Raw genomic sequence first — 25474 nt, 5'->3', positions numbered from 1 at the left:
CCCGGCCTCAGGAGCGCACCCGCACGATCCGCAGTGCGGGCGAGGTCAGGATGTCCTTCTCGCAGAAGCGGGACGTCACCCACTTCTCCGCGGAGAACAGCCGCGTCTGGTCGCTGAAGTGCGGGGAGTTCGGGTTCGAGGACTGGGAGTACGTCAGCAGGGTCCGGGCCACCGGGCAGCGGCCGCCGTCCCAGCCGACCGCCTGGATGTAGCTGGACCCCGTGGTCACCTCGGTGTACCCGCCGCCCGCCGGGTTCCACACCGGCTCGACCTTGTTCCACACGCCCAGCGACTCGGTGCCGCCCGGAACGGCGATGCGCTTGCCGTTCCGCACCACGAACTGGTGCTCGCCGAGAGGGGAGTTCAGCGGAATACCGGCCGCCCTCAGCTCGGCGACGGTGTCCGCGAGGGCCGTGGCGAAGGCGGGCGCGTCCGTGTCGAGCGTGTTGGGCGTGCCCACCGGGTCGGCCGCCGAGAACGGCACCTTCCACAGCTGGGCCACGGGCAGCTTCCGCCACAGCCGGTCGAAGAGCAACGCGCCCCGGCTGCCGGTGTCCGCGGTGCGGTCCCAGGAGGCGAGCGCCCCGCAGGCCTCGCGGACGTCAACGACCTTGCCGTCACTGCCCGTTGCCGTACCGCCGGGCAGCGCCGCACAGGCCTTCGCCGCGTCCGCCGCCACCAGGTCGCCCGCGGGCACCCGGTCGGCGAACTGCTGCGCCTGAAGATCCCGGACGGTCAGCTTCCCCCGCGCGGCCATAGCGGACACGTCCTGAAGGGCGCCCCGCGTGCGCATCGACCGCTGCGTGCCCACGGTGCCGAAGACCCGCTCGTACCCGGTCAGCGGCCGCTCGGCGTTGGCCAGCCAGGCGCTGTCGTTGGAGTTCTCCGCGTACGGCGCGTCCTGGAGGACCGGCATCTTCGCGGGCCCGAAGATCCCCGGCTGCACGGCGTCCGGATCGCTGCCGAGGGCGCAGTCGCCGCGCGAGCCGTCGAGGACCGCGACTCCGGAGGCGGGGTAGGTGACCCGGCCCAGGGGAGTGGAGCAGCGCTGCGCCAGTTCGTCGGTGATCCGGGGGAGCACCTGGGACTGCGTGAACAGCGTGTGGCCCTGGGAGTCGGCGGCGATCGTGTTGACCCACGGCAGGCCCTGGGTGCGCTTCAGCGCGTCGAGCACGTCCCGGGTGCCGCGGGCCCTGCTGAAGCCGAGGGCCGTGTCGGAGCCGCGCAGGTTGGTGGCGTTGGGGTCGTTGAGGGCGTAGGCGGTCGTGGTCGTCCACGGGAGCGGGAGGGCCGCGCCGAGGGAGGTGACGACCGGGCCGTACCGCGTCCACCACTGGGTTCGGGTGACCGGTTGGCCGTCCTTCACGGCGACGGTGACCTTGCGCTCGGTCATGCGCTCCGGCGTGCCGTCCACCAGGTAGGTGGTCGGGTCGCCCGGGGCCAGGGTCAGCTGGTGGAGGTTGAGGGTGACGCCGGTGGCGACCGTGTGGCTCCACGCCACCTGGGCGTTGTGGCCTATGGAGATCGTCGCCGAGCCGAGCAGGGAGCCGCCCGCGACGTTCAGTTCGCCCGGGATGGTCTGCTGCGACTGCCAGAAGCGGCGGCCGCCCTGCCAGGGGTAGTGCGGGTTGCCGAGGAGGAGCCCGCGGCCGTTGGCCGTCGTGGTCCCGCCGAAGGCGACGGCGTTGGAGCCCATGTCGGCGGAGTCGGCCGCGAAGAGCTCGCGGGCGGCACGCGCGGTGTTCTGCGCGTCGGGTGCTGCGGCCCCCGCCGTCGTCGAGGCGGGTGGCTGCGCGGCCGTGATGCCGTCCACGGCCCGCCCCTGGCCGCCGAGGACGGCCAGCGCGAAGTTGCGCGCGGCCACGTCCTGGAGCGTCACCGGGCGCACCCATGCGGCGCCCTTGCAGGCCGGGTCGGTGATCCGGTTCTTCTTGAGCCAGGCGTTGTAGCCCGCGGTGAAGCCCCGCATCAGCTCCTTGACATCATGGCTCGGACCGAGCGGTGCCGGTGTGGCCATCAGCTTCTCCACCGTGCCCGCCTCCCGCACCCCGCGGAAGTACAGGTCGCTGGAGAGGTTCTTGGTGGCGGAGGAGAGCGCGGAGTCGGCGGCCGCGTCGGCCCCGAAGTACCGGGCACGCTCACCACGCACGGTCACGAAGCCGTCGGCGAGCGCGCACACCTGGTCGGCGGCCTGCGCCCACCCGGTGCCGAAGCCGAGGTCCGCGTAGTCCTTCGCGAGGATGTGCGGGATGCCGTACTCGGTGTAGCGGATGGTGGCGGACAGACCGCCGTGGGACGGATGGCGCTGTTCCTGCTGCTGGTACTGGTCCTGCGCGGCTGCGGCCGGCAGGGCACCGGCGGCGGCGAACAGGGCGACGGCCGCGACGAGGGCGCGTCTGGGGCGGGTGCGCATCGTGCCTCCCAACGTCATTGAGGGAAGGAGCGGTTGAGCGTACCAACCGGTAGGTTGTCCCGTATGACGCCAGGACACGGCAGTACGGTTGACGGGGTGCTGCGCCGCAGCGCCCGGCGCACTCCGGCGCGCGTCGCGGTGGAGTACGGCGAGCGCTCGTGGACGTACGAGGAACTCGACGACGCGGTCTCACGCGCGGCGAGCGTGCTCCTCGGCGAGGGCCTCTCACGCGGCGACCGGGTCGGGGCCTACGGCCACAACTCGGACGCCTATCTGATCGGCTTCCTCGCCTGCGCCCGCGCCGGCCTGGTGCATGTGCCGGTCAACCAGAACCTCACCGGGGACGACCTGGCGTACCTCGTCGGCCAGTCGGGCAGCACACTGGTCCTCGCCGATCCCGGCCTCACGGACCGGCTGCCGTCCGGTGTGCGCACGCTGCCCCTGCGGGACGCCGACGGCTCCCTGCTGGCACGCCTCGACGCGACCTCGCCGTACGACGGCCCCGAACCCCGCAGCGAGGACCTCGTCCAGCTGCTGTACACCTCCGGGACGACGGCCCTGCCCAAGGGCGCGATGATGACCCACCGCGCCCTGGTGCACGAGTACCTGAGCGCGATCACCGCCTGCGATCTGAGCGCGGGGGACCGGCCCGTGCACTCGCTGCCGCTGTACCACTCGGCCCAGATGCACGTCTTCCTGCTGCCCTACCTCGCGGTCGGCGCGACCAACATCATCCTCGACGGGCCCGACGGCGACCGCCTCTTCGACCTGATCGAACAGGGCCGCGCGGACAGCCTGTTCGCGCCGCCGACGGTGTGGATCGGCCTGTCCAACCGCCCCGACTTCACCACCCGCGACCTCAGCGGACTGCGCAAGGCGTACTACGGCGCCTCGATCATGCCGGTGCCCGTCCTGGAACGGCTCCGCGAGCGCCTGCCGAAGCTGGCCTTCTACAACTGCTTCGGGCAGAGCGAGATCGGTCCGCTGGCCACCGTGCTCGCGCCCGACGAGCACAAGGGCCGGATGGACTCCTGCGGCCGTACGGTCCTCTTCGTCGACGCGCGGGTCGTGGACGAGGACGGCGAGGAGGTGCCCGACGGCACGCCCGGCGAGATCGTCTACAAGTCACCGCAGCTGTGCGAGGGGTACTGGGACAAGCCCGAGGAGACCGAAGCGGCCTTCAGGGACGGCTGGTTCCGCTCCGGCGACCTCGCGGTGCGGGACGCGCACGGCTACTTCACGATCGTCGACCGGGTGAAGGACGTCATCAACTCCGGTGGTGTGCTGATCGCTTCACGCGAGGTCGAGGACGCGCTCTACACCCACGAGGCCGTCGCCGAGGTCGCCGTCGTCGGCCTGCCGGACGAGCGGTGGATCGAGGCCGTCACGGCGGTGGTCGTCCCCCGCGGCGAGGTCACCGAGGCCGAACTCCTCACCCACGCGCGCGAGAAGCTCGCCCACTTCAAGGCACCCAAGCGGGTCCTGTTCGTGGACGAGCTGCCGCGGAACGCCAGCGGGAAGATCCTGAAGCGGGAGCTGCGGGACCGGTTCGCCGGCTGACGGACCCCCGCTGTTCGTGCTCGGGGCGTCTGCCCTGGGCAGAGCGGGACCTTCACCGGGCGCCGCCCCGGATACGTTCCCGGTATGGACACCGTCAAGGCGAACGGCATCACCCTCGCGTACCGCGCCTGGGGACCCCAGGACGCGCCGCCCGTGCTCCTGTTGCACTGCCGTGGCGCCGACGGCGCGGACTGGGCCCGGATCGCCGGGCGGCTCGCCGCGGGGCCGCACCCGCGCCGCGTGTACGCCCCCGATCTGCGGGGGCACGGCCGCAGCGACCGGCTCGGGGAGGTGCCGGGGGCGTACGCGTACGAAGCGATGCGCGACGACATGCTGGGCTTCCTGGCCGCGGTCGGGGCGGAGCGTGCCGACGTCGTGGGCCACTCGCTCGGCGGGGCCGTCGCCTACCTGCTCGCGCAGGACGCGCCCGATGCCGTACGACGCCTGGTCCTGGAGGACGTGCCCGCGCCGCTTCCCCTCGACCCGCCGCGACCACCCGCGCCCGCCCCGGACGTCGACCCGCCCTTCGACTGGGCCATGCTGCGGGCCACCGACGCGCAGCGCAACGCGCCCGACCCCCTGTGGTGGGACCACATGGGGCGGATCGCCATACCCACGCTGGTCGTCGCGGGTGGGCCCACCAGCCTCATTCCGCAGGGCGAGGTCGCCGCGCTGGCGTCGAGGATCCCCGGCGCCCGTCTCGTCACCGTCGGCGGTGGTCATCTGGTGCACGAGGCCAGGCCGGAGGAGTTCCTGGCCGTCGTCGAGCCCTTCCTGGAGGCGTCCGTCAGCCCTTCATGAACGCCGTCAGTTCAATGACGCCGTCACTTCGCGAACGCCGTCATGAAGCGGTCCCGGAACTTGTCCATGCCCCACACCGGCGCGTTGTCGGCGGGCTTGAGGCCCTCGGTCCAGTGCCAGTCGGCCACCCGGTCCAGCACCTTCGGGTCCTTGGCGACGATGGTGATCGGCACGTCCCTGCTGGTCGAGCCCTTCGTGACGGTCGGGACGGGCTGGTGGTCGCCGAGGAAGACGAGGACGGTGTTCTCGTCGCCGTAGCGCTGCATCCACTGGGTCAGGCTGTCCACGGAGTACTGGATGGCCTTGCGGTACTCGGTGCGCACCCGCTCCTGGCTCTTCCAGACCTCCGTCGGGTTCGTGCCCTCCTTCTTGATCTGCTCGAAGACCGTCCCGTCGCCGAGGTCGTTCCAGTCGATGGTGTGGGCGATCGGCGACCAGGGGTTGTGGCTGGAGGCCAGGATGATCTCCGCCATGATCGGGTCCCGGTACTTCTTGCCGTGCTCCAGCTTCTGGAAGGCCTCCAGGCTGAACTGGTCCGGCACCGGCGTCCAGCTGAAGTAGGGACCCTTGTAGCCGAGGTGCTTCGAGTCGTAGATGTGGTCGAGGCCGAAGTACTTGCCCTCGGGCCACGACTTGCGCACACCCGGCACGATGCCCACCGTGCGCCAGTCACCCGTCTTCTGGAAGTAGCTGGTGAGGGTCGCCCGCTTGCTGGAGGTGAGGTTCAGGTACCGCTGCTGGTTCTTGACCCACAGGCCGGACAGGAACGTCGAGTGGGCCATCCAGCTGCCGGCGCCCGTCACCGGGGAGCTCAGCCAGCCGCTGCGCGAGGCGAAGCCGGCCGACTTGAGCGTCGCGTCGCCCTGCTTCAGCGTCGCGTCCATCTCCGGTGCCATCGCCGGGTCGTCGATCGCCACCCGGCCGTAGCTCTCGATGAAGGTGAACAGGACGTCCTTGCCGCGCAGCCCGTTCAGGAGCTGGTCGGGAGGAGTGGCCGCGAACGCGTCGACGGCGGACTCCTTCTCGAAGACCTTGGCGTCCCCCAGCCCGTTGCGCACGTGCTGCACGCGGTTGGCGAGGAACTCGGTGTTGCCCTTGGTGGCGAAGGTGACCCCGCCGAACTGCACGCCGACCATGAAGCAGGTCACCCACACCGTCGCGAGGACGAGCGTGGTGCGCACCGCCACGGGCCGGTGCCGGGACATGAGGTTCGACAGCCGCACCACCGCGAGGGTGCACAGGGCGAGGACCGCGACCATCAGCACGATCACTCCGATGATCGCGAGCACCTCGCCGGTGCGGCCGAACGTCTCCCGCAGCCAGTCCGTCGCGTTGCCCAGCATGATCCAGTCGAAGACCAGGTCGAACGGCCGGGCCAGGGTCTGGTAGAAGCCCATGTCCATGAACTTCAGGAGGCTGAACAGACCGAGGAACAGCCCGAAGCAGACCGCCGCGATCCGCCGTGCCTTCGGCGGCAGCACGAGCAGGACGGCCGCGAGGACGATCGCCTCCACGGGCAACCGGAAGAACGACCGGAGGTTCATGTGGTCGAGCCGGTTGGGGAACAGCAGCACGAGCAGCACCAGCAGCCCCGCCGCCACGCTCGTCCCCACGGACACCCCACGGGCCGTACGGGGCCAGCGGCGACGCCAGCCGAACCAGCCGGGGCGCGGGGAGCCGGGCGCGTCCGCGGAGGAGGGCTCATCCAGGGGCTCGGCAGGGGCCTCATCCGCATCCTGAGCCGAGGCGGTCGCCTCAGCGGCCTCCTCCTTCACTTCTTCCCCCGTCGCACCCCCACTGTCCGCGTCCCCCTCGCCCCCAGTGGTACCCGGCAGTTGGCGAGAGCGAGTGAAGAGTGACACCCGGTGGTCCTTCCGTGCGGTCTTGCTGTGACGTGCGGTCCTGCCGCGACGGCATGACGAACAGGGCCCGGTGACCGAGCCTGCCACCACCAGTACGGTCGCACGTCACGTTCGGTTCAATCGCACGCGGGTCGGGATTCGGCACGGGTACGGATTCGGTACGGGTGCGGATTCGGCACGCGTCGGGACTCGGCCCTCACCCGTCCGCCGCCACCGCCACCTTCTGCGCCCACCGGTAGTCCGCCTTGCCGCTCGGGGACCGGTGGATCGATTCCGTGATCACCAGCTGGCGCGGCACCTTGTAGCCCGCGAGCCGGGTCCGGCAGTGCGTCTGGAGAGCGTCCAGGGACATCCGGTCCGCGCCGTCGCGCAACTGCACCACGGCTGCCACATGGTGCCCCCACTTCACGTCCGGCACCCCGGCCACGAGCGCGTCGTACACGTCCGGATGGGCCTTGAGCGCCTGCTCCACCTCCTCGGGGTAGACCTTCTCGCCGCCCGTGTTGATGCACTGCGAGCCCCGCCCGAGGACAGTGAGCACCCCCTCCTCGTCCACGGTGGCCATGTCACCGAGCAGCACCCAGCGCTGACCGTCCTTCTCGAAGAAGGTCTCGGCGGTTTTCCGCGGGTCGTTGTAGTAGCCGAGCGGGACATGGCCGCACTGCGCGACCCGCCCCACCTCGCCCACGGCGACGGGCTCGTGGGTCGCGGGATCGACCACCTGGGTACGGGAGTTGACCCGGACGCGGAAGCCGCGCTCGGGGCCGGAGTCCTCGGTCGCGGTCCCGTTGAAGCCCGACTCGGAGGAGCCGAAGTTGTCGAGCAGCATGGCGTTCGGGACGAGAGCGCGGAACTGCCGGCTCACCGTGTCCGACATGATCGCGCCCGACGAGGACACGCTGAACACCGACGACATGTCGGTGCCCTTCATCGGTCCTTCCAGCGCGTCGATGAGCGGCCGCAGCATCGCGTCGCCCACCAGGGACATGGCGCTGACCTTCTCCGCCTCCACGGTCCGCAGCACCTCCTCCGGCACGAACTTGCGGTGCAGCACGACCCGCTGGCCGAAGTTGAAGCCGATGAGCGTGGTCAGCGTGGAGGTGCCGTGCATCAGCGGGGGAGTGGGGAAGAAGGTGAGGCCGGATCCGCCCGCGGCGACCCGCTCGGCGAGCTCCTCGGGCCGCTTGACCGGCTCCCCGGTCGGCGCCCCACCGCCCATCCCCGAGAAGAACAGGTCCTCCTGACGCCACATCACGCCCTTGGGCATGCCGGTGGTGCCGCCGGTGTAGATGATGAACTGGTCGTCGCCCGAGCGGGCCGTGAACCCGCGCTCCGCGGACCCGGACGCCTCGGCGTCGGTGAAGTCCGCCGCCGGCGGCCCGCCCGGCCCCGCGGCCCCGACCCGCACCAGATGCCGCAGCCGCGGCACGTGCGGCAGCGCGGCCGCCACCCGGCCCGCGAACTCCGTGTCGAAGACCAGCCCCACCAGGTCCGCGTCCCGGTAGAGGTACACCAACTCCTCTTCGACATAACGGTAGTTGACGTTGACCGGCACGATCCGCGCCTTCATGCAGCCCAGCAGCGTCTGCACGTACTCCACCCCGTTGTAGAGGTGCAGTCCCACGTGCTCGCCGGCCCGCACCCCGCTGTCGAGCAGATGGTGGCCGATGCGGTTGGCGGCGGCGTCCAGCTCCGCGTACGTCAGCCGGCGCTCCGCGCCCGTACCCGGAATGTCGAAGTACGCCAGCGCCTCACGGTCCGGCACCACGTCGACCACCGACTCGAACAGGTCGGCAAGGTTGTACTCCACCGGCTCCTCCTGACCTCGCACGGCCTGGCTCCTGGACGGTTCGCCGGTCATCAGAGCAAAGGGCGGCGTGACTGTGAAGGGTTCGCGCGAAGAAATCTGACTGTCTGTCAGAAAACTCTTGAAGTGCGTCGGCGGCTCCTGCAACCTGTTCTCGTTCTGGCAGAGGGGAGACGGGCGATGGGTGGGACGGAACACCTCGACATCCGGCGCGAGGGCGCCACACTGGTGCTCACGCTCAACAGGCCGGAGGCGAAGAACGCGCTCTCGTTGCCGATGCTCGTGGGCCTGTACGACGGCTGGGTGGAGGCCGACGCGGACGACTCGATCCGGTCGATCGTGTTCACCGGGGCGGGCGGCACGTTCTGCGCCGGCATGGACCTCAAGGCCCTGGCCGGCAAGGGCATCGAGGGCGAGCACTACCGGGAGCGGCTCGACGCCGACCCCGACCTGCACTGGAAGGCCATGCTGCGCCACCACCGCCCCCGCAAGCCGGTGATCGCGGCCGTCGAGGGCCACTGCGTCGCGGGCGGCACCGAGATGCTCCAGGGCACCGACATCCGGGTCGCCGGGGAGTCCGCGACCTTCGGACTCTTCGAGGTCAGGCGCGGCCTGTTCCCGATCGGCGGCTCCACGGTCCGGCTGCAACGCCAGATCCCGCGCACCCACGCGCTGGAGATGCTGCTCACCGGACGCCCCTACACCGCACGCGAGGCCGCGGACATCGGCCTGATCGGGCACGTCGTCCCGGACGGCACCGCACTCGACAAGGCCCTGGAGATCGCCGAACTGATCAACGCCTGCGGCCCGTTGGCGGTGGAGGCGGTGAAGGCCTCGGTCTACGAGACGGCCGAGCTGACCGAGAGCGAGGGGCTGGCCGCCGAGTTGAAGCGGGGGTGGCCGATCTTCGACACCGCCGACGCGAAGGAAGGTGCGCGCGCCTTCGCGGAGAAGCGACCCCCCGACTACCAACGCCACTGAAGGAGCCCGGGCATGCCCGAAGTCCTCAAAGCCCCCCTCGTCGTCGAGTTCCCCTTCACCCGCTCCCTCGGCCCCGTCCAGAGCGCCTTCCTCACGGGCTTGCGCGAACGAGTCGTCCTCGGCGTGAAGACCCACGACGGACGCACCCTGGTCCCCCCGGTCGAGTACGACCCCGTCACCGCAGAGGAGCTCACCGAGCTCGTCCCCGTCGGTGTCACCGGCACCGTGACCACCTGGGCCTGGAACCCGGCCCCGCGCCGCGGCCAGCCCCTCGACACCCCCTTCGCCTGGGTCCTCGTCAAGCTCGACAACGCCGACACGGCCCTCCTGCACGCCCTCGACGCCCCCGGCCCCGAGGCCGTGCGCACCGGCATGCGGGTCCGCGTCCGCTGGGCGGAGGAACGCGTCGGCGCCATCACCGACATCGCCTGCTTCGAGGCGTACGAAGGAGACGAGGCCCAAGTCCGCGTCCACGCGGGTGAGTTCGACGACCCGGTCAGCGGCATCATCGCGCAGGCGCGCCTCGACTACACCTACTCACCGGGCCGCGCCCAGACCGCCTACATCAAGGCGCTGGAGACCGAGCGGCGGGCCGTCGGCGAGCGCTGCCCGTCCTGCCGCAAGGTCTACGTGCCCCCGAGGGGAGCCTGCCCCACCTGCGGTGTCGCCACGGCCGAACAGGTGGAAGTGGGCCCCCGCGGCACCGTCACCACCTTCTGCATCGTCAACATCAAGGCGAAGAACCTCGACATCGAGGTGCCGTACGTCTACGCCCACATCGCCCTCGACGGCGCCGACCTCGCGCTGCACGGCCGGATCGGCGGGATCCCCTACGACCAGGTGCGCATGGGCCTCAGGGTCGAGCCGGTGTGGACCGAGGGCGGCCGGTACCCGGACCACTACCGGCCGACCGGCGAACCCGACGCGGAGTACGACACCTACAAGGAGCTGCTGTGACCCGGGACATCGCGGTCGTCGCCTTCGCCCAGTCCGACACCCTGCGCTCCACCGAGGAACTGTCCGAGGTGGAGATGCTCATGCCGGTCCTGCACGACGTCCTCGCGCAGACCGGCCTGAAGACCGCCGACATCGGCTTCACCTGCTCCGGCTCCTGCGACTACCTCGCGGGCCGCGCCTTCTCCTTCACCCTGGCCCTCGACGGCGTGGGCGCCTGGCCGCCCATCTCCGAGTCGCACGTCGAGACGGACGGGGCCTGGGCGCTGTACGAGGCCTGGACCAAGCTGCTGTCCGGGGACGCCGACACCGCGCTGGTCTACTCCTACGGCAAGTCCTCGCCCGGCTCCCTGCGCGATGTGCTCACCCGGCAGCTCGACCCGTACTACGTCGCCCCCCTGTGGCCCGACTCCGTCGCCCTCGCCGCGCTCCAGGCCCAGGTGCTGATCGACGCGGGCGTGACGGACGAGCGGGAGCTGGCGGCGATCGGCGCCCGCAGCCGCAGCACCGAGAACCCGCACGCACAGCTCAAGGGCTCTGTACCGCAAGGGGATTACCTCGTACGGCCGCTGCGCACCGGGGACTGCCCGCCCATCGGCGATGGAGCCGCCGCCGTCGTCCTCGCGGCGGGGGAGCGGGCCAGGGAGCTGTGCGAGCGGCCCGCGTGGATCCGCGGCATCGACCACCGCATCGAGGCCCACTCGCTCGGTGTCCGCGACCTCACCGACTCGCCCTCCACCCGGCTGGCCGCCGAGAAGGCCGGGGTCTTCGAACGGCCCGTCGACACCGCCGAGTTGCACGCCCCGTTCACCTCGCAGGAGGTCGTGCTGCGCAAGGCGCTCGGGCTCGACGACGCCACGACCGTCAACCCGTCCGGCGGCGCCCTCGCCGCCAACCCGATGATGGCCGCCGGGCTCGCCCGCATCGGCGAGGCCGCCGCCCGGATCCACCGGGGCGAGTCCGACCGCGCCCTCGCCCACGCCACCTCCGGGCCCTGTCTCCAGCAGAACCTGGTCGCCGTACTGGAAGGGGATCCGCGATGAGCAAGGAGCCCGTGGCCGTCGTAGGCATCGGCCAGACCAAGCACGTCGCGGCGCGCCGGGACGTGTCGATCGCCGGGCTCGTCCGGGAGGCCGCCGCAAGGGCTCTGGAAGACGCCGAGCTGACCTGGGCCGACATCGACGCCGTGGTGATCGGCAAGGCGCCCGACTTCTTCGAGGGCGTGATGATGCCGGAGCTGTACCTGGCGGACGCGCTCGGCGCGGTGGGCAAGCCGATGCTGCGGGTGCACACCGCGGGCAGCGTCGGCGGCTCCACCGCCCTGGTCGCCGCCAACCTGGTCGCGGCCCGGGTGCACGGCACCGTCCTCACCCTCGCCTTCGAGAAGCAGTCCGAGTCCAACGCCATGTGGGGCCTGTCCCTGCCGATCCCCTTCCAGCAGCCCCTGCTGGCCGGGGCGGGCGGCTTCTTCGCGCCGCACGTGCGCGCGTACATGCGGCGCACCGGCGCTCCCGACACGGTCGGCTCGCTGGTGGCGTACAAGGACCGCCGCAACGCGCTCAAGAACCCGTACGCGCATCTGCACGTGCACGACATCACCCTGGAGAAGGTCCAGGCCTCGCCGATGCTCTGGGACCCGATCCGCTACTCCGAGACCTGCCCGTCCTCCGACGGCGCCTGCGCGATGGTGCTCACGGACCGGGCGGGCGCCGCCCGCGCGCCCCGGCCCCCGGCCTGGATGCTCGGCGGCGCGATGCGCAGCGAGCCGACGCTCTTCGCCGGCAAGGACGCCGTGTCGCCGCAGGCCGGCAAGGACTGCGCGGCCGACGTGTACCGGCAGGCCGGCATCGCCGACCCGCGCCGGGACATCGACGCCGTCGAGATGTACGTGCCGTTCTCCTGGTACGAACCCATGTGGCTGGAGAACCTCGGCTTCGCCGACGAGGGCGAGGGCTGGAAGCTCACCGAGGCCGGGGTGACCGAACTGGACGGGGACCTGCCCGTCAACATGTCGGGCGGAGTGCTCTCCACCAATCCGATCGGCGCCTCCGGCATGATCCGCTTCGCGGAGGCCGCGCTCCAGGCGCGCGGTCAGGCCGGGGAGCACCAGGTGGACGGCGCCCGCAGGGTGCTCGGACACGCCTACGGCGGCGGATCGCAGTTCTTCTCCATGTGGCTCGTGGGGTCCGAACCCCCGGATGCGTGAAATGCCCCCGCAAAGGTCCCCCTCACGTGGCCTGTCGGCGGCCGAAGTGGATCGCTAGGCTGGCCGCGGACGAAGCGATCGGGAGGAGCACGGACGTGGCCGAGACCACCATCCAGCAGCAGCCGCTCATGGGCTGGGACAAGCCGGAGCTGGACCTGAGCAACGCCGATTGGCACTCGAGCAGCCGTGGTCTGGGGGATGTCCAGATCGCCTTCGTCGAGGGGTTCATCGCGATGCGCAACAGCGACCGGCCGGAGAGCCCTTCCCTGATCTTCACCCCGGCGGAGTGGGGCGCGTTCGTGTCCGGGGCGCGGGAAGGCGAGTTCGACCTCACCTGAGCCGCAGTCGCCGGGCGGGGGCGAGCCCCGGCGTCCGTGGATCGTGCAGCGCTAATGGATGCAGCGATGCCTATCATTAGCCATATGCAGGACTCGATCACCAGGGACGCCCGGCTCGCCCTCGATCTCGCGCTCACCATCCGGCACGACGGACACGGCGGGGTCGCCGACGACCTGACCGACCCCGCCGGACTCACCGCCTGGGTCCGGGACCACACCGACGACCTGCCGGTCCCGGCCGGGTTCGTCGCCGACGAGGCGACCCTCGCCGCGGTCCGTGACCTGCGCGCGGCCGTCCGCGCCCTCTTCGCGTACGCCGTGCGCCCCGGCGCCCCCAGCCCCGCCGACGCGGCACGCCTGATGCCGGTGCCCGAGGCCGTCGAGCGCCTCAACACCGCCGCCGCGCGGATGCCGACCGTCCCCGTCCTGCACTGGGCCGACGACGCCGAACCCGTCGTACACCCGCGGCCGCTGCCCGAGGGGGCCGACCTCACGGCCGTCCTGGCGCAGGCGGCGACCGCCTTCCTCGCCGGAGCCGACCGGCGACGGCTGCGGGCTTGCCATGCCCCGCGCTGCGTGCGCTACTTCCTCAAGGATCATCCGCGGCAGGAGTGGTGCAAGCCGTCCTGCGGCAACCGGGCCCGGGTGGCACGGCATCACGAACGGCACAAGGCGTAGGGGGAGGGGCCGTGGCCTCGAAGGCGGCCAGACGGCGGTTCAGGAAGGCCGAACGGCTGCGGGCGCTTCGGGAAGCGCGGCGCGCGAGCCCGTGGAAGCGGCGGGGCGAGCGATTCCGTACGGCTCTCGGCGTGGTGGTGGCCTTCGCGTTCGGCGTGGTGCTGACCGGCTACGCCGGCCTGATGCTGATGGGCGCCCTCGGACTGTCCGGGACCCCGGGTGAGCTGCACGTCGACTCGTGCGGTGTCGTGCGGCCCTACAACAACAAGCCCGTCACCGAATGCCACGGCCAACTGCTGTCCACCACCGGCCGGTTGACCGACCCCGACGCGATGATCCAGGCCGACGCCCGCATCGGCTCCACCATCGCCGTACGCGATCAGCCCTACGTCGGGCTGGAGACACTGGGGCCGAGAGCGATCGTCGGGTGGGCGGCCCTCGTGCTGACGGGCCTGCTCGTCCTCGCCGTCGGAGTGGTCATGACACTCGCCGCGTCCGGGCCGGACACATCCTCCACGATCCACACGCGGGCCGTCCTCCGGCTCAGCGCGGCGACCGCCGCCGGGGGCCTGCTCTACGGGCTCACCGTCCTGTACGAACACCTCTTCTAGCACCGACCCGAGTCGACGGACCAGGGCTCACCCGGCACCCCGGAGGCGTACGCTGAGGTGCCTGTAGGTCACGGTGCGCACTCGCTCCCCGCGCGGGTCCACCACCGTGACGGGGGGTGCGCCATGATGCAGCGCAGTGCGCGGAGCAGCAGGGCTCTCCTGGAGCGGGAGAGCGAACTCGCCGCCGTCGATGAGGCGTTGGGAGAGCTCACCGGGCTGCGCACGGACGGCGCCGAACCCCACGGACGCCCGCGCGGAGCCCTGCTGGCGGTCGCCGGCCGGGCCGGCATCGGCAAGACCACCCTCCTCGCCGAGGTCCGCCGCCGCGCCGCCGCCCGCGGCTGCACCGTACTGGCCGCCCGCGGCGGCGACCAGGAGCAGCGGGTCGCCTTCCATGTCGCCCGGCAGCTCCTCCAGCCGCAGTTCGCCGACGCCGCCGAAGCCGATCTCCGCGGCCGGCTGGGCAGTTGGTACGACATCGTCGGACCCGCCCTCGGCCTGTGCGCCCCCACCGACGGAGCACCCCCCGACCCGCAGGGCCTGCGCGACGGACTCGACTGGGTGCTCACCCATCTCGCCGTCCTGCGCACCCCGTTGGTGCTCGTCCTCGACGACGCCCACTGGGCCGACCCCGAATCCCTGCACTGGCTGGCCGCGTTCGCACCCCGCGCCGAGGAACTCCCGATCCTCGTCGTCGTCGCCTACCGGCCCGACGAACTCCCCGACCACGCCGAGCCGTTCAGGGCACTGCCCGGCAGGGCGGGCGGACGCCCGCTCGACCTGGAGCCCCTCAGCGCCGCCGCCGTCGCCCGCCTCGTCCGCGAGACGCTCGGCACCCACGCCGACGACGCGTTCTGCCGCGAGTGCTGGGCCGTCACCGCGGGCAACCCCTTCGAGACGGTCGAACTGACCGCCAAGGTCCACGACCGCGGCGTCACCCCGACCGAGGGCGCCGCCCACCTCCTGCGCGACCTCGCCGCGGCCGTCAAGGGCAGCGGTCTGGTCGCCCGCCTCGAACGCCTCGGCACCTCCACGGTCCGCTTCGCCTGGGCCTGCGCGGTCCTCGGCACCGAGATCCACCCCCGGCTCGCGGCCGCCGTCGCCGGACTCGGCCACGAAGAGGCCGCCGACGCGGCCGACGCGCTGCGCGGCGCCCGTATCCTCACCGGCGTCGAGTCCCTGGAGTTCGTCCACCCGCTCATCGCCACCGCCGTCTACCGGGCCATCCCGCCCGGCGTCCGTGTCGCGCTGCACGGCCAGGCCGCCTGGTGCGTCGTCAACGACGGACGGGGCGCCGCCGCGGCCGCCCGCCACCTCCTGGAGACCCACCCCGACGGCGACCCCTGGGTCGTCCAGCAGCTGCGCGCCGCCGCGGCCGAGACCCTCCGCTCCGGCGCCCCCGACGCGGCCCGCCGCTACCTCGCCCGCGCCCTGCGCGAACCCCCGGCCTTCGAGGACCGGGCCGCCGTCCTGTACGAACTGGGCAGCGCCTCCCTGCTCACCGAACCGGCCACCACGGTCAACCACCTGCGCGCCGCCCTCGAGGAGCCCATCGCCGCCCCCGACCTGCGCCACCACATCGTCTACCGGCTCTCCCAGGTCCTCGCCCACAGCGACCGCCTCGCCGAGGCCTCCGACACCCTCGCCCGCGAGATCAAGGTCACCGGCGACGCCCGCGTCAAACTGCGCATGATCGCCGAGCAGTTCATGTGGGACGCCTTCCGCGCCGACGAACCCGACCACCCCTCCCGCTCCCGCCGCATGGCCCGCCTCGCCGACCGCCTCACCGGCCGCGACCTCACCGAGCGGTACATCATCGGCCTGCGCACCTGGGACGCCGTCCTGCGCGGCGAACCCGCCCACGTCGCCCTCCACCACGCCGAGCGCGCCCTCGCCGGAGGCCTCGGCTGGGCCGAGCCCGACCGCGGCTTCGAGGTGCCGGTCCTGGTCGCCCTGGCCTTCATGTACGCCGACCGCCCCGGCCGCACCGAGGAGCTCTTCGCCGCCGGGATCGCCGACTTCGAACGCCAGGGCTGGCGCGGCGCCCACCTCTCCTTCGCCTACACCCTGCTCGCCTACGTCCGCTTCCGCCGCGGCCGCCTCGCCGAGGCCGAGGACTTCGTCCGCGCCGGCCTGCGCCTCGCCGAACGCGTCGGCCCCGGCACCCCGGCCCACTGGTACGCGCTGGGCGTCCTCATCGAGGTGCTGCTCGCCCGCGGCCGGGTCACCGAGGCCGCCCGCGTCGCCGACGACCACTGCTTCGGGGCGCCCTTCCCGGCCGCCGTCGTCTTCCCCGACGCCCAGACCGTGTACGGCGAACTGCTCCTGGCCCGCGGCCTCACCAAGGAGGCGGCCACCGAGCTGGCCTCCGCGGGCCGCCGCCTGGAACCCCGCGGCGTGCGCAACCCCGCGTGGTGCCCCTGGCAGCTCCACCTGGCCCGCGCCGAGGCCCCGGACGCCCCCGACCGCGCGATCGCCACCGCCCTCGAAGCCGTCGCGCGGGCCCGCCAGTTCGGCGCCCCGTCGGCCGTGGGCCAGGCGCTTCGGCTGGCCGCCGAGGTCGCGCCGGGCTCGACCCGGGCGAAGCTGCTGGAGGAGTCCGTGTCCCACCTGGAGCGCTCCCCGGCCTCCTACGAGCTCGCCTGCGCGCTGGTGGCCCTCGGCACGGAACTCCGCCGCACGGGCCGCGCCCGGGAGGCGGCCGAACACCTCTACCGGGGCCTGGACACCGCCGTCCAGTGCGGCGCCGACGGACTGATCGAGACCGCCCGCGACGAACTGACCGCGGCGGGCCTGCGCCCGCGCCGCCTGCACAGCACGGAGACGGACACCCTCACGTCCCGCGAACGCCGAGCGGCGGACCTGGCGGCGGAGGGCCGTACGGAGGCGGAGATCGCGAAGGAGATGAGCGTGGACGAACCGGTGGCGGTACGTCTGCTGTCGTCCGTCTTCCGGAAGCTGGGAACGGACAGCACCGGTCTGAGAACGGCGAGTGACCCCACCCAGGGGCGCGGGGAACTGCGCGACTAGCCCCCACTCGCCCGCACCCGCACGACCACCTCACCGCCCATTACCATGGGCGCATGTCGTTCCTCCGCCGCCGCAGCGCTACTCCCGCCGGTCCAGACTTCGACGTACTGGCCATGGACCCGGGCGACTGGCCCGGCAACCTCGGCGCCGGGCTCCTGCCCGCCCCCGACGGCACCTGCCAGGGCGTCTTCCTGCGCTACGACCTCTTCGGCGGCCGCGGCCCCGCGATGATCATCGGCAACCTCCCCGAGGGCTCCCCGGCCCGTGAGGTCCCCGAGGGCCAGGTCCCCTTCGAGGTGGCGCAGCTGCTGATCGCACTGGAGAACGACGAGGAGGTCACCGTCACCGACACCGAGGACATGCCGGTGATGCAGGGCGACAACCTCCTGATCGTGCGCCGCCTCAAGCTCTCCGAGAGCCGGATCTCCTGCGTCCAGTTCGACCGCAGCGACAATGTCCTGGTGACCATCGCCGCCTGGGACCGCCCCATCACGGACGACCTGTACGCCCTCCTCAAGCCCCTGCCGGCGGAGCTGTTCCAGCAGAGCTGAACACCTCTCGCGCGGTGTCGCCGTAGGCTCCGGAAGGCCAGTTCCCCCGTCCCTGGCCTTCCGGAGCCGCCCGCGGGCACGGTCGGTCGGTCCGGCCCCGCACGGTCACACCCGGGATTCCCCCGTCTTCGCCCGCCGCGGCGAAGCCCCGGGGTGCCGTGATCCCAGCTTTCGCGACCCGGACGTTGTCCGGCAGCCCCCTTTCACCACTCCGGACAATTTCCCGGACTCCCGTCCCACGTGCGGAACTGCCTTGCCCCGCACCCGCGTCGGTCCATAGCGTGCGAGATCGGCGACCGGCCGCGCCGACGTGAACACAGGGGAGAGTCATGGGGCGACGCGAGCGACCGCTGGACCCGACCGAGGGGCCCGTCGCCCGATTCGCGTACGAGCTGCGGAAGTTACGGCAGGAAGCCGGCGGTCCCACCTACCGGGCCATGGCGGCACGCGCCCACTACTCCACCGCGACCCTCGCCCAGGCCGCGGCCGGCGACCGGCTCCCCTCCCGCCAGGTCGCCCTCGCCTATGTCGCCGCCTGCGACGGCGACACCGCCGACTGGGAGCGGCGCTGGCAGCAGGCCTCCGACGAGGCGACCGAGGAACGCCGCGCCGCCGACGACCCGGGTCAGGCCCCGTACCTGGGCCTGGCGAGGTTCGACACCGGTGACCGCGAGCGGTTCTTCGGCCGCGACCGGCTGATCGAGCGGCTCGCCGGGATGGTCGCCGACAACCCCGTCGTCGTCCTCGTCGGCCCCTCCGGCAGCGGCAAGTCCTCCCTGCTGCGCGCCGGTCTGATCCCGAGGACGCGCGGCCGGGCGCACATCCTCTCCCCGGGCCCGCACCCCTCCCGGACCCACGCCGAGACCCTGGCGTCCGAGGCGTCCCTGATCGTGGTCGACCAGTTCGAGGAACTCTTCACTCTCTGCGCCGACCCCGACGAGCGGACCCGCTTCCTGGATCAGCTCCTCGACGCCGCCGCACACCGCACCCGCGTCGTGATCGCCGTACGCGCGGACTTCTACGGCCATCTCACCCGCCACCGCGGGCTCGCCGAGGCCGCCCAGGACGCCACACTGCTGGTCCCGCCCATGGGGGCCGACGAACTGCGCGAGACCATCGTCCGGCCCGCCGCCCTCGGCGGCCTGGTCGTCGAACGCGCGCTGACGGCACGGCTGTTGGACGAGATCGCGGACGAGCCGGGCGGGCTGCCGCTGCTGTCCCACGCCCTGCTGGAGACCTGGCGCCGCCGCCACGGCCGGACACTCACCGAGGCGGCGTACGAGGCGGCCGGCGGGATCCACGGGGCCATCGCCCGCACCGCCGAGGAACTCCACGAGCGCCTCACCCCGGCGCAGGCCGACACCGCCCGCCGGGTCCTGCTGCGCCTCGTCACCCCCGGCCAGGGCACCCCGGACACCCGGCGCCCCGCCGACCGCGCCGAACTCACCGGCGCCGACTGGCCCGACACCGGGTTCGTCCTCGAACAGCTCGCCAGGGCCCGGCTGATCACCGTCGACGACGAGACCGTGGACCTCGCCCACGAAGCCGTGCTCACCGCCTGGCCCCGGCTGCGCACCTGGATCGACGAGGACCGCGAACGGCTGCGCGCCCAGCGCCGGATCACCGAGGCGGCCGGCACCTGGGCGGCCGTCGACCGCGACCCGGAAGCCCTCTACCGGGGAGTGCGACTGGCCGCCGCCGAGGAGCACTTCACCGGCGACTCCACGGAACTCACCCCACTGGAACGGGAGTTCCTCCAAGCCGCGGTACACGCACGCCACCGCGCACGGCTCCGGCGCGGTGGCCGGATCGGCGCGCTGGCCCTGCTGGTGGTCCTCTGCCTGGTCGCGGGACTCGTGGCCTGGCAGCAGAACCGGGAGGGCGAGCAGCGCAGGCTGGAGGCGGAGGCCCGCCGGCTCGTCGGCGTGGCGGAGAGCCTCAGACTCTCCGACCCGGTCACCTCGATGCGGCTGAGCCTCGCCGCACGGCGGGTGGCCGACCTGCCCGAGACCCGGTCCGCCGTGCTCGCGGCCGCCGCACAGCGCGAGCAGGACGTGTTCACCGATCCGGACGGCGGCAAACGCACCATGCGCCGGCTCAGCGCCGACGGGCGCACCCTGATCAGCATGGGCACCGACCGGGTGACCCGCTGGGACGTGAGCGCCCACCGGAGCCTGAGCCGGCAGCCGGGCCTCGGCAGGACGATGGGGACAGCGGGCTTCCCGCGCGCCGACACCACCTGGCTGCCGGTCTTCGACGGCACCCGCGTCACCGTCCGCGACCTCGCCACCGGCCGCCAGGACCGCACCCCCCTCACGGACGCCGACGGCGGCGCGGAGATGAGCCCCAGCGGCCGCACCCTCGTCGTCTACGACCGTCAGGGCACCCAGGGACACACACAGCTCTGGGACCCGCTCACCCGCCGGAAACTGCTGGACATCGAGGACCCCCGGAGTCCCGCGAGCGTCGACCTCGGCAATATCGGCTGGCCCCGGCTCATGGCCGTCATGGCGGAGCTCAGACAGGAGCGGCGCACCTCGGTCCTCACCTACCTGTCCGCTCCCGACGCGACGGTCAGCGCCGACGACCGCCGTCTCGCACTGTGCGTCCCGGGCACCCGGCTCCGACTGTGGGACGTGGAGACGCGGCGCGCGATCGACGCCCCCTGGCTGCCGACGCCATCCCCCCAGCAGTGCCTCCAGGAACAGATCACCCTCAGCCCGGACGGCCGCACCCTGGGCGTCATCGGCCCCGACGGCTTCCGGGCCTGGCGCATCGACACCGGCCGCGAGACCGCCCGTATCGACCACGCCGGCCTGAAGATCGCCCAGTTCAGCGCCGACGGCGCCTTCATGGCCGCCTCGGACGGGGAGGAGATCCTGGTCTGGCGGCTGGCCACCCCCGTCTTCCCGGTCTTCCGCCACCGGCTCTCCGGCGAGACCGTCAAGGACATCCGCCTCGACCCCGTGAGCCGGACCCTGCGCTACCTCGGCGGCCCCGAGGGCACCTGGGGCCCCAGCGTGCACACCCTCGGTCTGGGCGACGCGGTCACCTCCGACTGGACGACCACCCAGAACATCGGCATGGCGTACAGCCCGGACGGCGCACTCCTGGCCACGGCCCGCCCGGACCCCGACGGGGGACACATCCGCTTCCGGCTCCTCACCGCTGCCGGACGGCGCCTGGCCGACCTCGGCACGGCCCCGTGCCGCGTCCCCGACCCGGCCGAGGAGACCTACGAGTGCGCCGCCCACCTCGCCTTCGACTCCACCGGCCGCACCCTCGCCTACGGCGTCGAGTCGACGAACGCGCCGCCCGCACCGCAACGCCTCCGGCTCTACGACGTCCCGCGCCGACGCGTCTCCACGGTGCTGACCGCCGCCGACATCGGCCGGACCCCGCCGGCCCACCTCGCCTTCGGCCCCGGTGACCGTTCCCTGCTGCTGACCGACCTGCCGAGCCCCGACACGGGCACCGTCCGGATCTGGGACCTGGAGCGGCGCAGGACGACCCGGACCCTGACCAGCACCTCCGGAGCGGTGGCGCTGCATCCCGACGGCGACCTCGTCGTCACCACCGGCGGCGAGGCCTACCGCCTGCCCTCGGGAACCCGGCTGCCCGCCGACCGCTTCCCCAGCGGCGGCACCGCGCTGGCCTTCAGCCCCGACGGCGCCTACCTGGCCGTCGGGGACGGGTCCGGTCGCGTCGTGCTGTGGGACGGCCGCCTGACCCGGCGCCTCGGCGTGCTCGCCGACCCCGAGACCACCACCTACCAGTACGTCTCGGCGCTGGCCTTCGCCCCCGACGGCCGAACCCTCGCGGTCGCCGGCGACGAGGGCACCCTCCAGCTGTGGGACGTGGCGTCCCGGCGCCGGATCGGAGCACCCCTGCCGACGCCGGGCGACACGGTCTCGGCGCTGGCCTTCGGCGCGGACGGCGCGAGCCTCCACGCGGCGGGCAACCACACCCCACCGCGCACCTACCCGATCGATGCGGACAGAGCCGCCGCGACCGTGTGCCGACGTGCCGGTGGCGGCCTCACCCGCGAGGAGTGGAGCCGCCACCTGCCGGACATCGCCTATCGGCGAAGCTGCCCCGCCTAGCGCCGCACCGAGGGCCGCAGGTCGACGTCCGCCGCCCGCACGAACGCCACCCGGTGGCCGTACTGGATCTCGTAGTACAGGTCCTTGCCGACCACGACCTTGTGCGAGTCCGTCGAGAAGGTGACCGCGTAGTAGTACTCGCCCGGCACCTTGTCACCGACCACGTACTTCTGGTCCTTGAGCACCTTGTACGGCAGCGGCGACACCGCCTGCGCGGGCACGCCCGCCGGATAGGCGGCGGCCTCGGGGTAGGCACGTCCGTACACCGGGACGCTGTCCAGGCCCGCCTTCGGCGTCACGACGAGACCGGAGGCAGCCACCGCGGTCGGGCTCGTCCGCGGGTTCTTGAACCAGGCCTTCTGGCCCAGGTACCAGATCGCCGTCCAGTCGCCGTCCCGGCCGGCGACCGCGTACTGCTGGCCGGTGGAGACCCGCGACGACAGGTCGTTGACGTCGATCGTGGGCGGCCTGCCCACACCGACGTCACTGATGAGCGGAGAGCTCTCGTCGGGGGCCGAGTAGAGCCGCACCTCGCTCGAACCGTGGGCCGCGCAGGGCTGGCCGCTGGTCACACAGCCCGTGTACCGCGGCTGGTTGGTGGCGTAGTCGGGCCGGATCGTGACCAGCCCGCCCTGCTTGAAGGCAGTGGCCTTGAACGGACGGCCCAGCAGCTCGAAGTAGTGCCGCCAGTCCCAGTACGGGCCCGGGTCGGTGTGCATGCCCGAGACCGTCGAGGTCGTCGGGCCCGGCACGTTGTCGTGGCCGAGGATGTGCTGCCGGTCCAGCGGGATGCCGTACTTCGCGGAGAGGTACTTCACCAGCCGCGCCGAGGACCGGTACATCGCCTCCGTGTACCAGGCGTCCGGATTGGCGAGGAAGCCCTCGTGCTCCAGGCCGATCGACTTGGCGTTGATGTACCAGTTGCCTGCGTGCCAGGCGACGTCCTTCGCCTTCACATGCTGGGCGATGTGACCGTCGGTCGAGCGCAGACTGTAGTTCCACGACACATAGGTCGGGTCCTGCACCAGGTTGAGGACGCCCTCCCAGGCACCCTCCGTGTCATGGATGACGATGTACTTGATGCTCTGCGCGGCCGGACGGTTCCCGAGGTCGTGGTTGCCGTAGTCGTTGTCCCCGAACTCCTCGTACGGCGCCGGGATCCACTCGCAGGACACCGTCTTCGGGCACTCGGTGTCGCCCGCCTTCGGCTTCCTGAGACCCGCCCGCGCCAGCTGGGAGGTGTCCGGGGCCAGACCCGGCTGGGCGGCCAGCGCGATCTGCTGACCGGCGTCGGTGGTGCGCGCCTCGCCGGTCCGCAGCACGTCGTACACGTCGTCGGCGTAGGCCGCGGCCGTCGCGGTGTCGTCCGCGCCGGAGAAGCGGGCCACCGCGCCGTACCAGTCCGCCGGGTCCGCGCTCAGCGGCTCGCCCAGCTCCTTCTGGGCCGCGGCCAGCAGCGCGGCACCGCCCGCGATGTTCGCCACCGGATCGGTCCGCAGTTCCCCGGCGCTCAGACCGGTCAGCCCGGCCGCCTTCGGCAGGGTCTCCAGCCGGGCCGGTACCTCACTGATCGGCGGCACCTTCTGGTCGGGGAGCAGGGCCGCGCGGGCGCTGTCGCCGCGGGCGTCCTCGGTGCCCTCGCTGTGATGCGGCGCCGAGGCGAGCGCGGTACGGGCGTCGGTCAGGTGCATCGGTCCGTAGCCGCCGGTCACACTGGGCGCGCCCGCGTGACCGTCCCAGCGGGACTGGAGATAGGAGACGCCGAGCAGAACGCTCTGCGGCACGTGGTACTCGGCGGCCGCCGCGGCGAAGGCCCGCTGGAGGCCGGCCGCGGAGTCCCCGGACTGCGCCGGGGCCGCGCCGAGCAGGGGCAGCAGCAGGGCGGTGCCGGCCAGGGTGCCGAGCACCCTCCGGCCGGCTCTGTTGGGGTCGGTTGCGGATCCTCGCAATGCAGCCTCCAGGGACGATCGAGCGCGATGAGCCGAGCGGGGCCGGACGTGCGTCAGTGCTACCGGCTTGTCGACGATCCGTCAATCATGCCCAGGGGCAGGGGATTTCCCTTGTCAATCCGGGTTCACGGGAGTTTCGCGGCGGAGGCCGGTGGGCCTGCGGGGCGTCAGTGGCGTACACCATTGAAGCGAGGTGCGGGCATACGAAAGTCCGCGGTACGCCGCTCCACAGGCGCACCGCGGACCATCGCCCCGTCAGCGAGTGCCGACCGCCGCGCGTACGGCCCGACGGGCCAGCTGGCAGTCGTCGTGCAGCCGCCTCAGCAGCAGCCGCTGTTCCTCGCCGGACGGCGCAGCACCGGGGTGGGCCACGCCCGGTGCCGCCGGGGTCGAGTCGTGCATCGAACGCTGCACGGCCGTCTCGTAGGTCCGGATCTCACGGGTCAGGACCAGCATCAGGTTCACCAGGAACGCGTCCCGTGAGGCGGGGCCCGCCGACTGGGCGATCTGGCTGATCTGACGACGCGCCACGGGGGCGTCGGCGAGGACCGACCACAGGGTCGCCAGGTCGTATCCCGGCAGATACCAGCCCGCGTGCTCCCAGTCCACCAGCACTGGACCGGCCGGTGAGAGCAGGATGTTCGAGAGCAGGGCGTCGCCGTGACAGAACTGGCCCATGCCCTGCCGGCCCGCCGAGTGCGCGATGCCGTGCAGCAGCTTCTGCAGGTCGCCCATGTCCCGGTCGGTCAGCAGTCCCAGTTCGTGGTAGCGGGAGATCCGGGCCGCGTAGTCCAGCGGGGCGTCGAAGGTGCCCGCCGGCGGCCGCCAGGCGTTGAGCCGGCAGACCGCGCCGAGTGCCGCTCTGATGTCCGCGCGCGGTGGGGCCTCCGCCGGATGCCGGTGCAGCGCCGCCGCCCGGCCGGGCATCCGCTCGATGACCAGGGTGCAGTTGTCCGGGTCCGCCGCGATCAGCCGGGGGACGCGCACCGGAGGCCGGTGCCGGACGAACGAGCGGTAAGCGGCTATCTCGTGCCTGATCCGCTCGGCCCATACCGGGGAGTGGTCGAGTAAACACTTGGCGACGGCCGTGCTGCGTCCCGTCGTACCGACCAGGAGCACGGAGCGGCCGCTGCGGCGCAGCACCTGCACCGGGGCGAACTCCGGGCAGATCCGGTGCACCGACGCGATCGCCGTGCGCAGCTGGGCGCCCTGGGGGCCGGACAAGTCGAGTCTCCCGCTGAGCGGTTGGGTGCCGAGCCCCGGAACGCGCCGTGTCCTGCCCGTACCCGGTACGGGGGCCGTCGGCCGCGCGGGGTCGAGGTAGGGGCCGCCGCCCGCCGGGCGGAAGTGCGGCGACCGGGGCGGGGCGGACACGGAGGACGATGCTGCGTACATGGGAGAGACAGATCCCTTCGTGTGCCTGCTGTGCCTGGAGAAGCAGTGCGCCGCCCGGCCCGGACCACCGGGTGCACCCTGGGGAATGTCCCTGTGCGGTCCGGGTCGGGGTGGCGCGTTCCTACCTCACCGCATATGCCCAGTGGCACACCATCTGGCGCACCCTGGCGAACCCTGGCGAATAGTCCCGGAGCAACTGACACGGGGCTACTGTCAACTCAGCCGAGAACCTGGG

Annotated in this window: 17 protein-coding genes; 12 read left to right on the top strand and 5 right to left on the bottom strand. The window is 72.5% G+C overall.

Going from position 1 to position 25474, the window contains the following annotated elements:
• Positions 1-7: 7 nt before the first annotated feature.
• Entirely contained in the window at positions 8-2413 is a 2406-nt protein-coding gene (locus AC2XR2_RS03065; RefSeq protein WP_491514167.1) for a penicillin acylase family protein, read from the bottom strand.
• Positions 2414-2476: 63 nt separating this feature from the next.
• On the opposite strand from AC2XR2_RS03065, the gene AC2XR2_RS03060 reads away from it, so the two are divergent.
• A complete protein-coding gene (locus AC2XR2_RS03060; protein ID WP_491514166.1) occupies positions 2477-3973 on the top strand; it encodes an acyl-CoA synthetase in 1497 nt (498 codons plus the stop codon).
• A gap of 84 nt (positions 3974-4057) precedes the next feature.
• On the top strand, positions 4058-4774 hold the full coding sequence (locus tag AC2XR2_RS03055; RefSeq protein ID WP_491514165.1) for an alpha/beta fold hydrolase: 717 nt from the start codon (positions 4058-4060) through the stop codon (positions 4772-4774).
• A gap of 23 nt (positions 4775-4797) precedes the next feature.
• Here the strand turns inward: AC2XR2_RS03055 and AC2XR2_RS03050 are convergent, their stop codons facing one another.
• Both AC2XR2_RS03050 and AC2XR2_RS03045 read right to left on the bottom strand, forming a co-directional pair.
• Positions 4798-6483 (bottom strand): alkaline phosphatase family protein, encoded by a 1686-nt coding sequence (locus tag AC2XR2_RS03050; RefSeq protein ID WP_491518395.1) that lies wholly within the window; start codon positions 6481-6483, stop codon positions 4798-4800.
• A gap of 349 nt (positions 6484-6832) precedes the next feature.
• Positions 6833-8446 carry an acyl-CoA synthetase gene (locus tag AC2XR2_RS03045; protein ID WP_449351386.1) on the bottom strand — a complete coding sequence of 538 codons (1614 nt, stop codon included), beginning with the start codon at positions 8444-8446 and terminating at the stop codon, positions 6833-6835.
• A gap of 177 nt (positions 8447-8623) precedes the next feature.
• On the opposite strand from AC2XR2_RS03045, the gene AC2XR2_RS03040 reads away from it, so the two are divergent.
• From AC2XR2_RS03040 to AC2XR2_RS02995, 10 genes are all read left to right on the top strand, one after another.
• Positions 8624-9424, top strand: coding sequence for a crotonase/enoyl-CoA hydratase family protein (locus AC2XR2_RS03040; protein ID WP_449351387.1), 801 nt, complete (start codon positions 8624-8626; stop codon positions 9422-9424).
• Positions 9425-9436: 12 nt separating this feature from the next.
• Positions 9437-10381 carry a Zn-ribbon domain-containing OB-fold protein gene (locus AC2XR2_RS03035; protein ID WP_449351388.1) on the top strand — a complete coding sequence of 315 codons (945 nt, stop codon included), beginning with the start codon at positions 9437-9439 and terminating at the stop codon, positions 10379-10381.
• The gene (locus AC2XR2_RS03030) at positions 10378-11421 is read left to right on the top strand and encodes a thiolase family protein (RefSeq protein WP_491514164.1); all 1044 of its coding nucleotides are present in this window, start codon (positions 10378-10380) and stop codon (positions 11419-11421) included. The genes AC2XR2_RS03035 and AC2XR2_RS03030 overlap by 4 nt, the downstream gene beginning before the upstream one ends.
• On the top strand, positions 11418-12584 hold the full coding sequence (locus AC2XR2_RS03025; protein ID WP_491514163.1) for a thiolase family protein: 1167 nt from the start codon (positions 11418-11420) through the stop codon (positions 12582-12584). The genes AC2XR2_RS03030 and AC2XR2_RS03025 overlap by 4 nt, the downstream gene beginning before the upstream one ends.
• Positions 12585-12679: 95 nt before the next feature.
• A complete protein-coding gene (locus AC2XR2_RS03020; protein ID WP_020138535.1) occupies positions 12680-12922 on the top strand; it encodes a DUF397 domain-containing protein in 243 nt (80 codons plus the stop codon).
• 84 nt (positions 12923-13006) lie between these two features.
• Positions 13007-13600, top strand: coding sequence for a CGNR zinc finger domain-containing protein (locus AC2XR2_RS03015; RefSeq protein WP_491514162.1), 594 nt, complete (start codon positions 13007-13009; stop codon positions 13598-13600).
• A gap of 11 nt (positions 13601-13611) precedes the next feature.
• Positions 13612-14211, top strand: a complete 600-nt coding sequence (locus AC2XR2_RS03010) for a hypothetical protein (protein ID WP_491514161.1) — start codon at positions 13612-13614, stop codon at positions 14209-14211.
• A gap of 123 nt (positions 14212-14334) precedes the next feature.
• Positions 14335-17241: a helix-turn-helix transcriptional regulator gene (locus AC2XR2_RS03005; protein ID WP_491514160.1), complete on the top strand. Its 2907-nt coding sequence runs from the start codon at positions 14335-14337 to the stop codon at positions 17239-17241.
• Between the two features lie 53 nt (positions 17242-17294).
• Positions 17295-17792, top strand: coding sequence for a hypothetical protein (locus AC2XR2_RS03000; protein WP_449351393.1), 498 nt, complete (start codon positions 17295-17297; stop codon positions 17790-17792).
• 329 nt (positions 17793-18121) lie between these two features.
• Positions 18122-21895, top strand: coding sequence for an nSTAND1 domain-containing NTPase (locus AC2XR2_RS02995; RefSeq protein WP_491514159.1), 3774 nt, complete (start codon positions 18122-18124; stop codon positions 21893-21895).
• On the opposite strand, the gene AC2XR2_RS02990 is transcribed toward AC2XR2_RS02995, so the two are convergent.
• A complete protein-coding gene (locus tag AC2XR2_RS02990) occupies positions 21892-23844 on the bottom strand; it encodes an N-acetylmuramoyl-L-alanine amidase (RefSeq protein ID WP_491514158.1) in 1953 nt (650 codons plus the stop codon). The genes AC2XR2_RS02995 and AC2XR2_RS02990 overlap by 4 nt on opposite strands.
• A gap of 255 nt (positions 23845-24099) precedes the next feature.
• Positions 24100-25239 carry an aminoglycoside phosphotransferase family protein gene (locus AC2XR2_RS02985; RefSeq protein WP_491514157.1) on the bottom strand — a complete coding sequence of 380 codons (1140 nt, stop codon included), beginning with the start codon at positions 25237-25239 and terminating at the stop codon, positions 24100-24102.
• Positions 25240-25474: the final 235 nt, after the last annotated feature.

Source organism: Streptomyces sp. LS-MS-L19, assembly GCF_058382285.1.
Note: the sequence above shows the minus strand (reverse complement) of the source record. Positions and strands in the feature narration are given on the sequence as shown.

Coding starts and splice junctions, on each gene's coding strand:
- AC2XR2_RS03065 (WP_491514167.1), bottom strand. CDS start 2,413: ATGCGCACCCGCCCCAGACGCGCCCTCGTCGCGGCCGTCGCCCTGTTC.
- AC2XR2_RS03060 (WP_491514166.1), top strand. CDS start 2,477: ATGACGCCAGGACACGGCAGTACGGTTGACGGGGTGCTGCGCCGCAGC.
- AC2XR2_RS03055 (WP_491514165.1), top strand. CDS start 4,058: ATGGACACCGTCAAGGCGAACGGCATCACCCTCGCGTACCGCGCCTGG.
- AC2XR2_RS03040 (WP_449351387.1), top strand. CDS start 8,624: ATGGGTGGGACGGAACACCTCGACATCCGGCGCGAGGGCGCCACACTG.
- AC2XR2_RS03035 (WP_449351388.1), top strand. CDS start 9,437: ATGCCCGAAGTCCTCAAAGCCCCCCTCGTCGTCGAGTTCCCCTTCACC.
- AC2XR2_RS03025 (WP_491514163.1), top strand. CDS start 11,418: ATGAGCAAGGAGCCCGTGGCCGTCGTAGGCATCGGCCAGACCAAGCAC.
- AC2XR2_RS03015 (WP_491514162.1), top strand. CDS start 13,007: ATGCAGGACTCGATCACCAGGGACGCCCGGCTCGCCCTCGATCTCGCG.
- AC2XR2_RS03005 (WP_491514160.1), top strand. CDS start 14,335: ATGATGCAGCGCAGTGCGCGGAGCAGCAGGGCTCTCCTGGAGCGGGAG.
- AC2XR2_RS03000 (WP_449351393.1), top strand. CDS start 17,295: ATGTCGTTCCTCCGCCGCCGCAGCGCTACTCCCGCCGGTCCAGACTTC.
- AC2XR2_RS02995 (WP_491514159.1), top strand. CDS start 18,122: ATGGGGCGACGCGAGCGACCGCTGGACCCGACCGAGGGGCCCGTCGCC.
- AC2XR2_RS02985 (WP_491514157.1), bottom strand. CDS start 25,239: ATGTACGCAGCATCGTCCTCCGTGTCCGCCCCGCCCCGGTCGCCGCAC.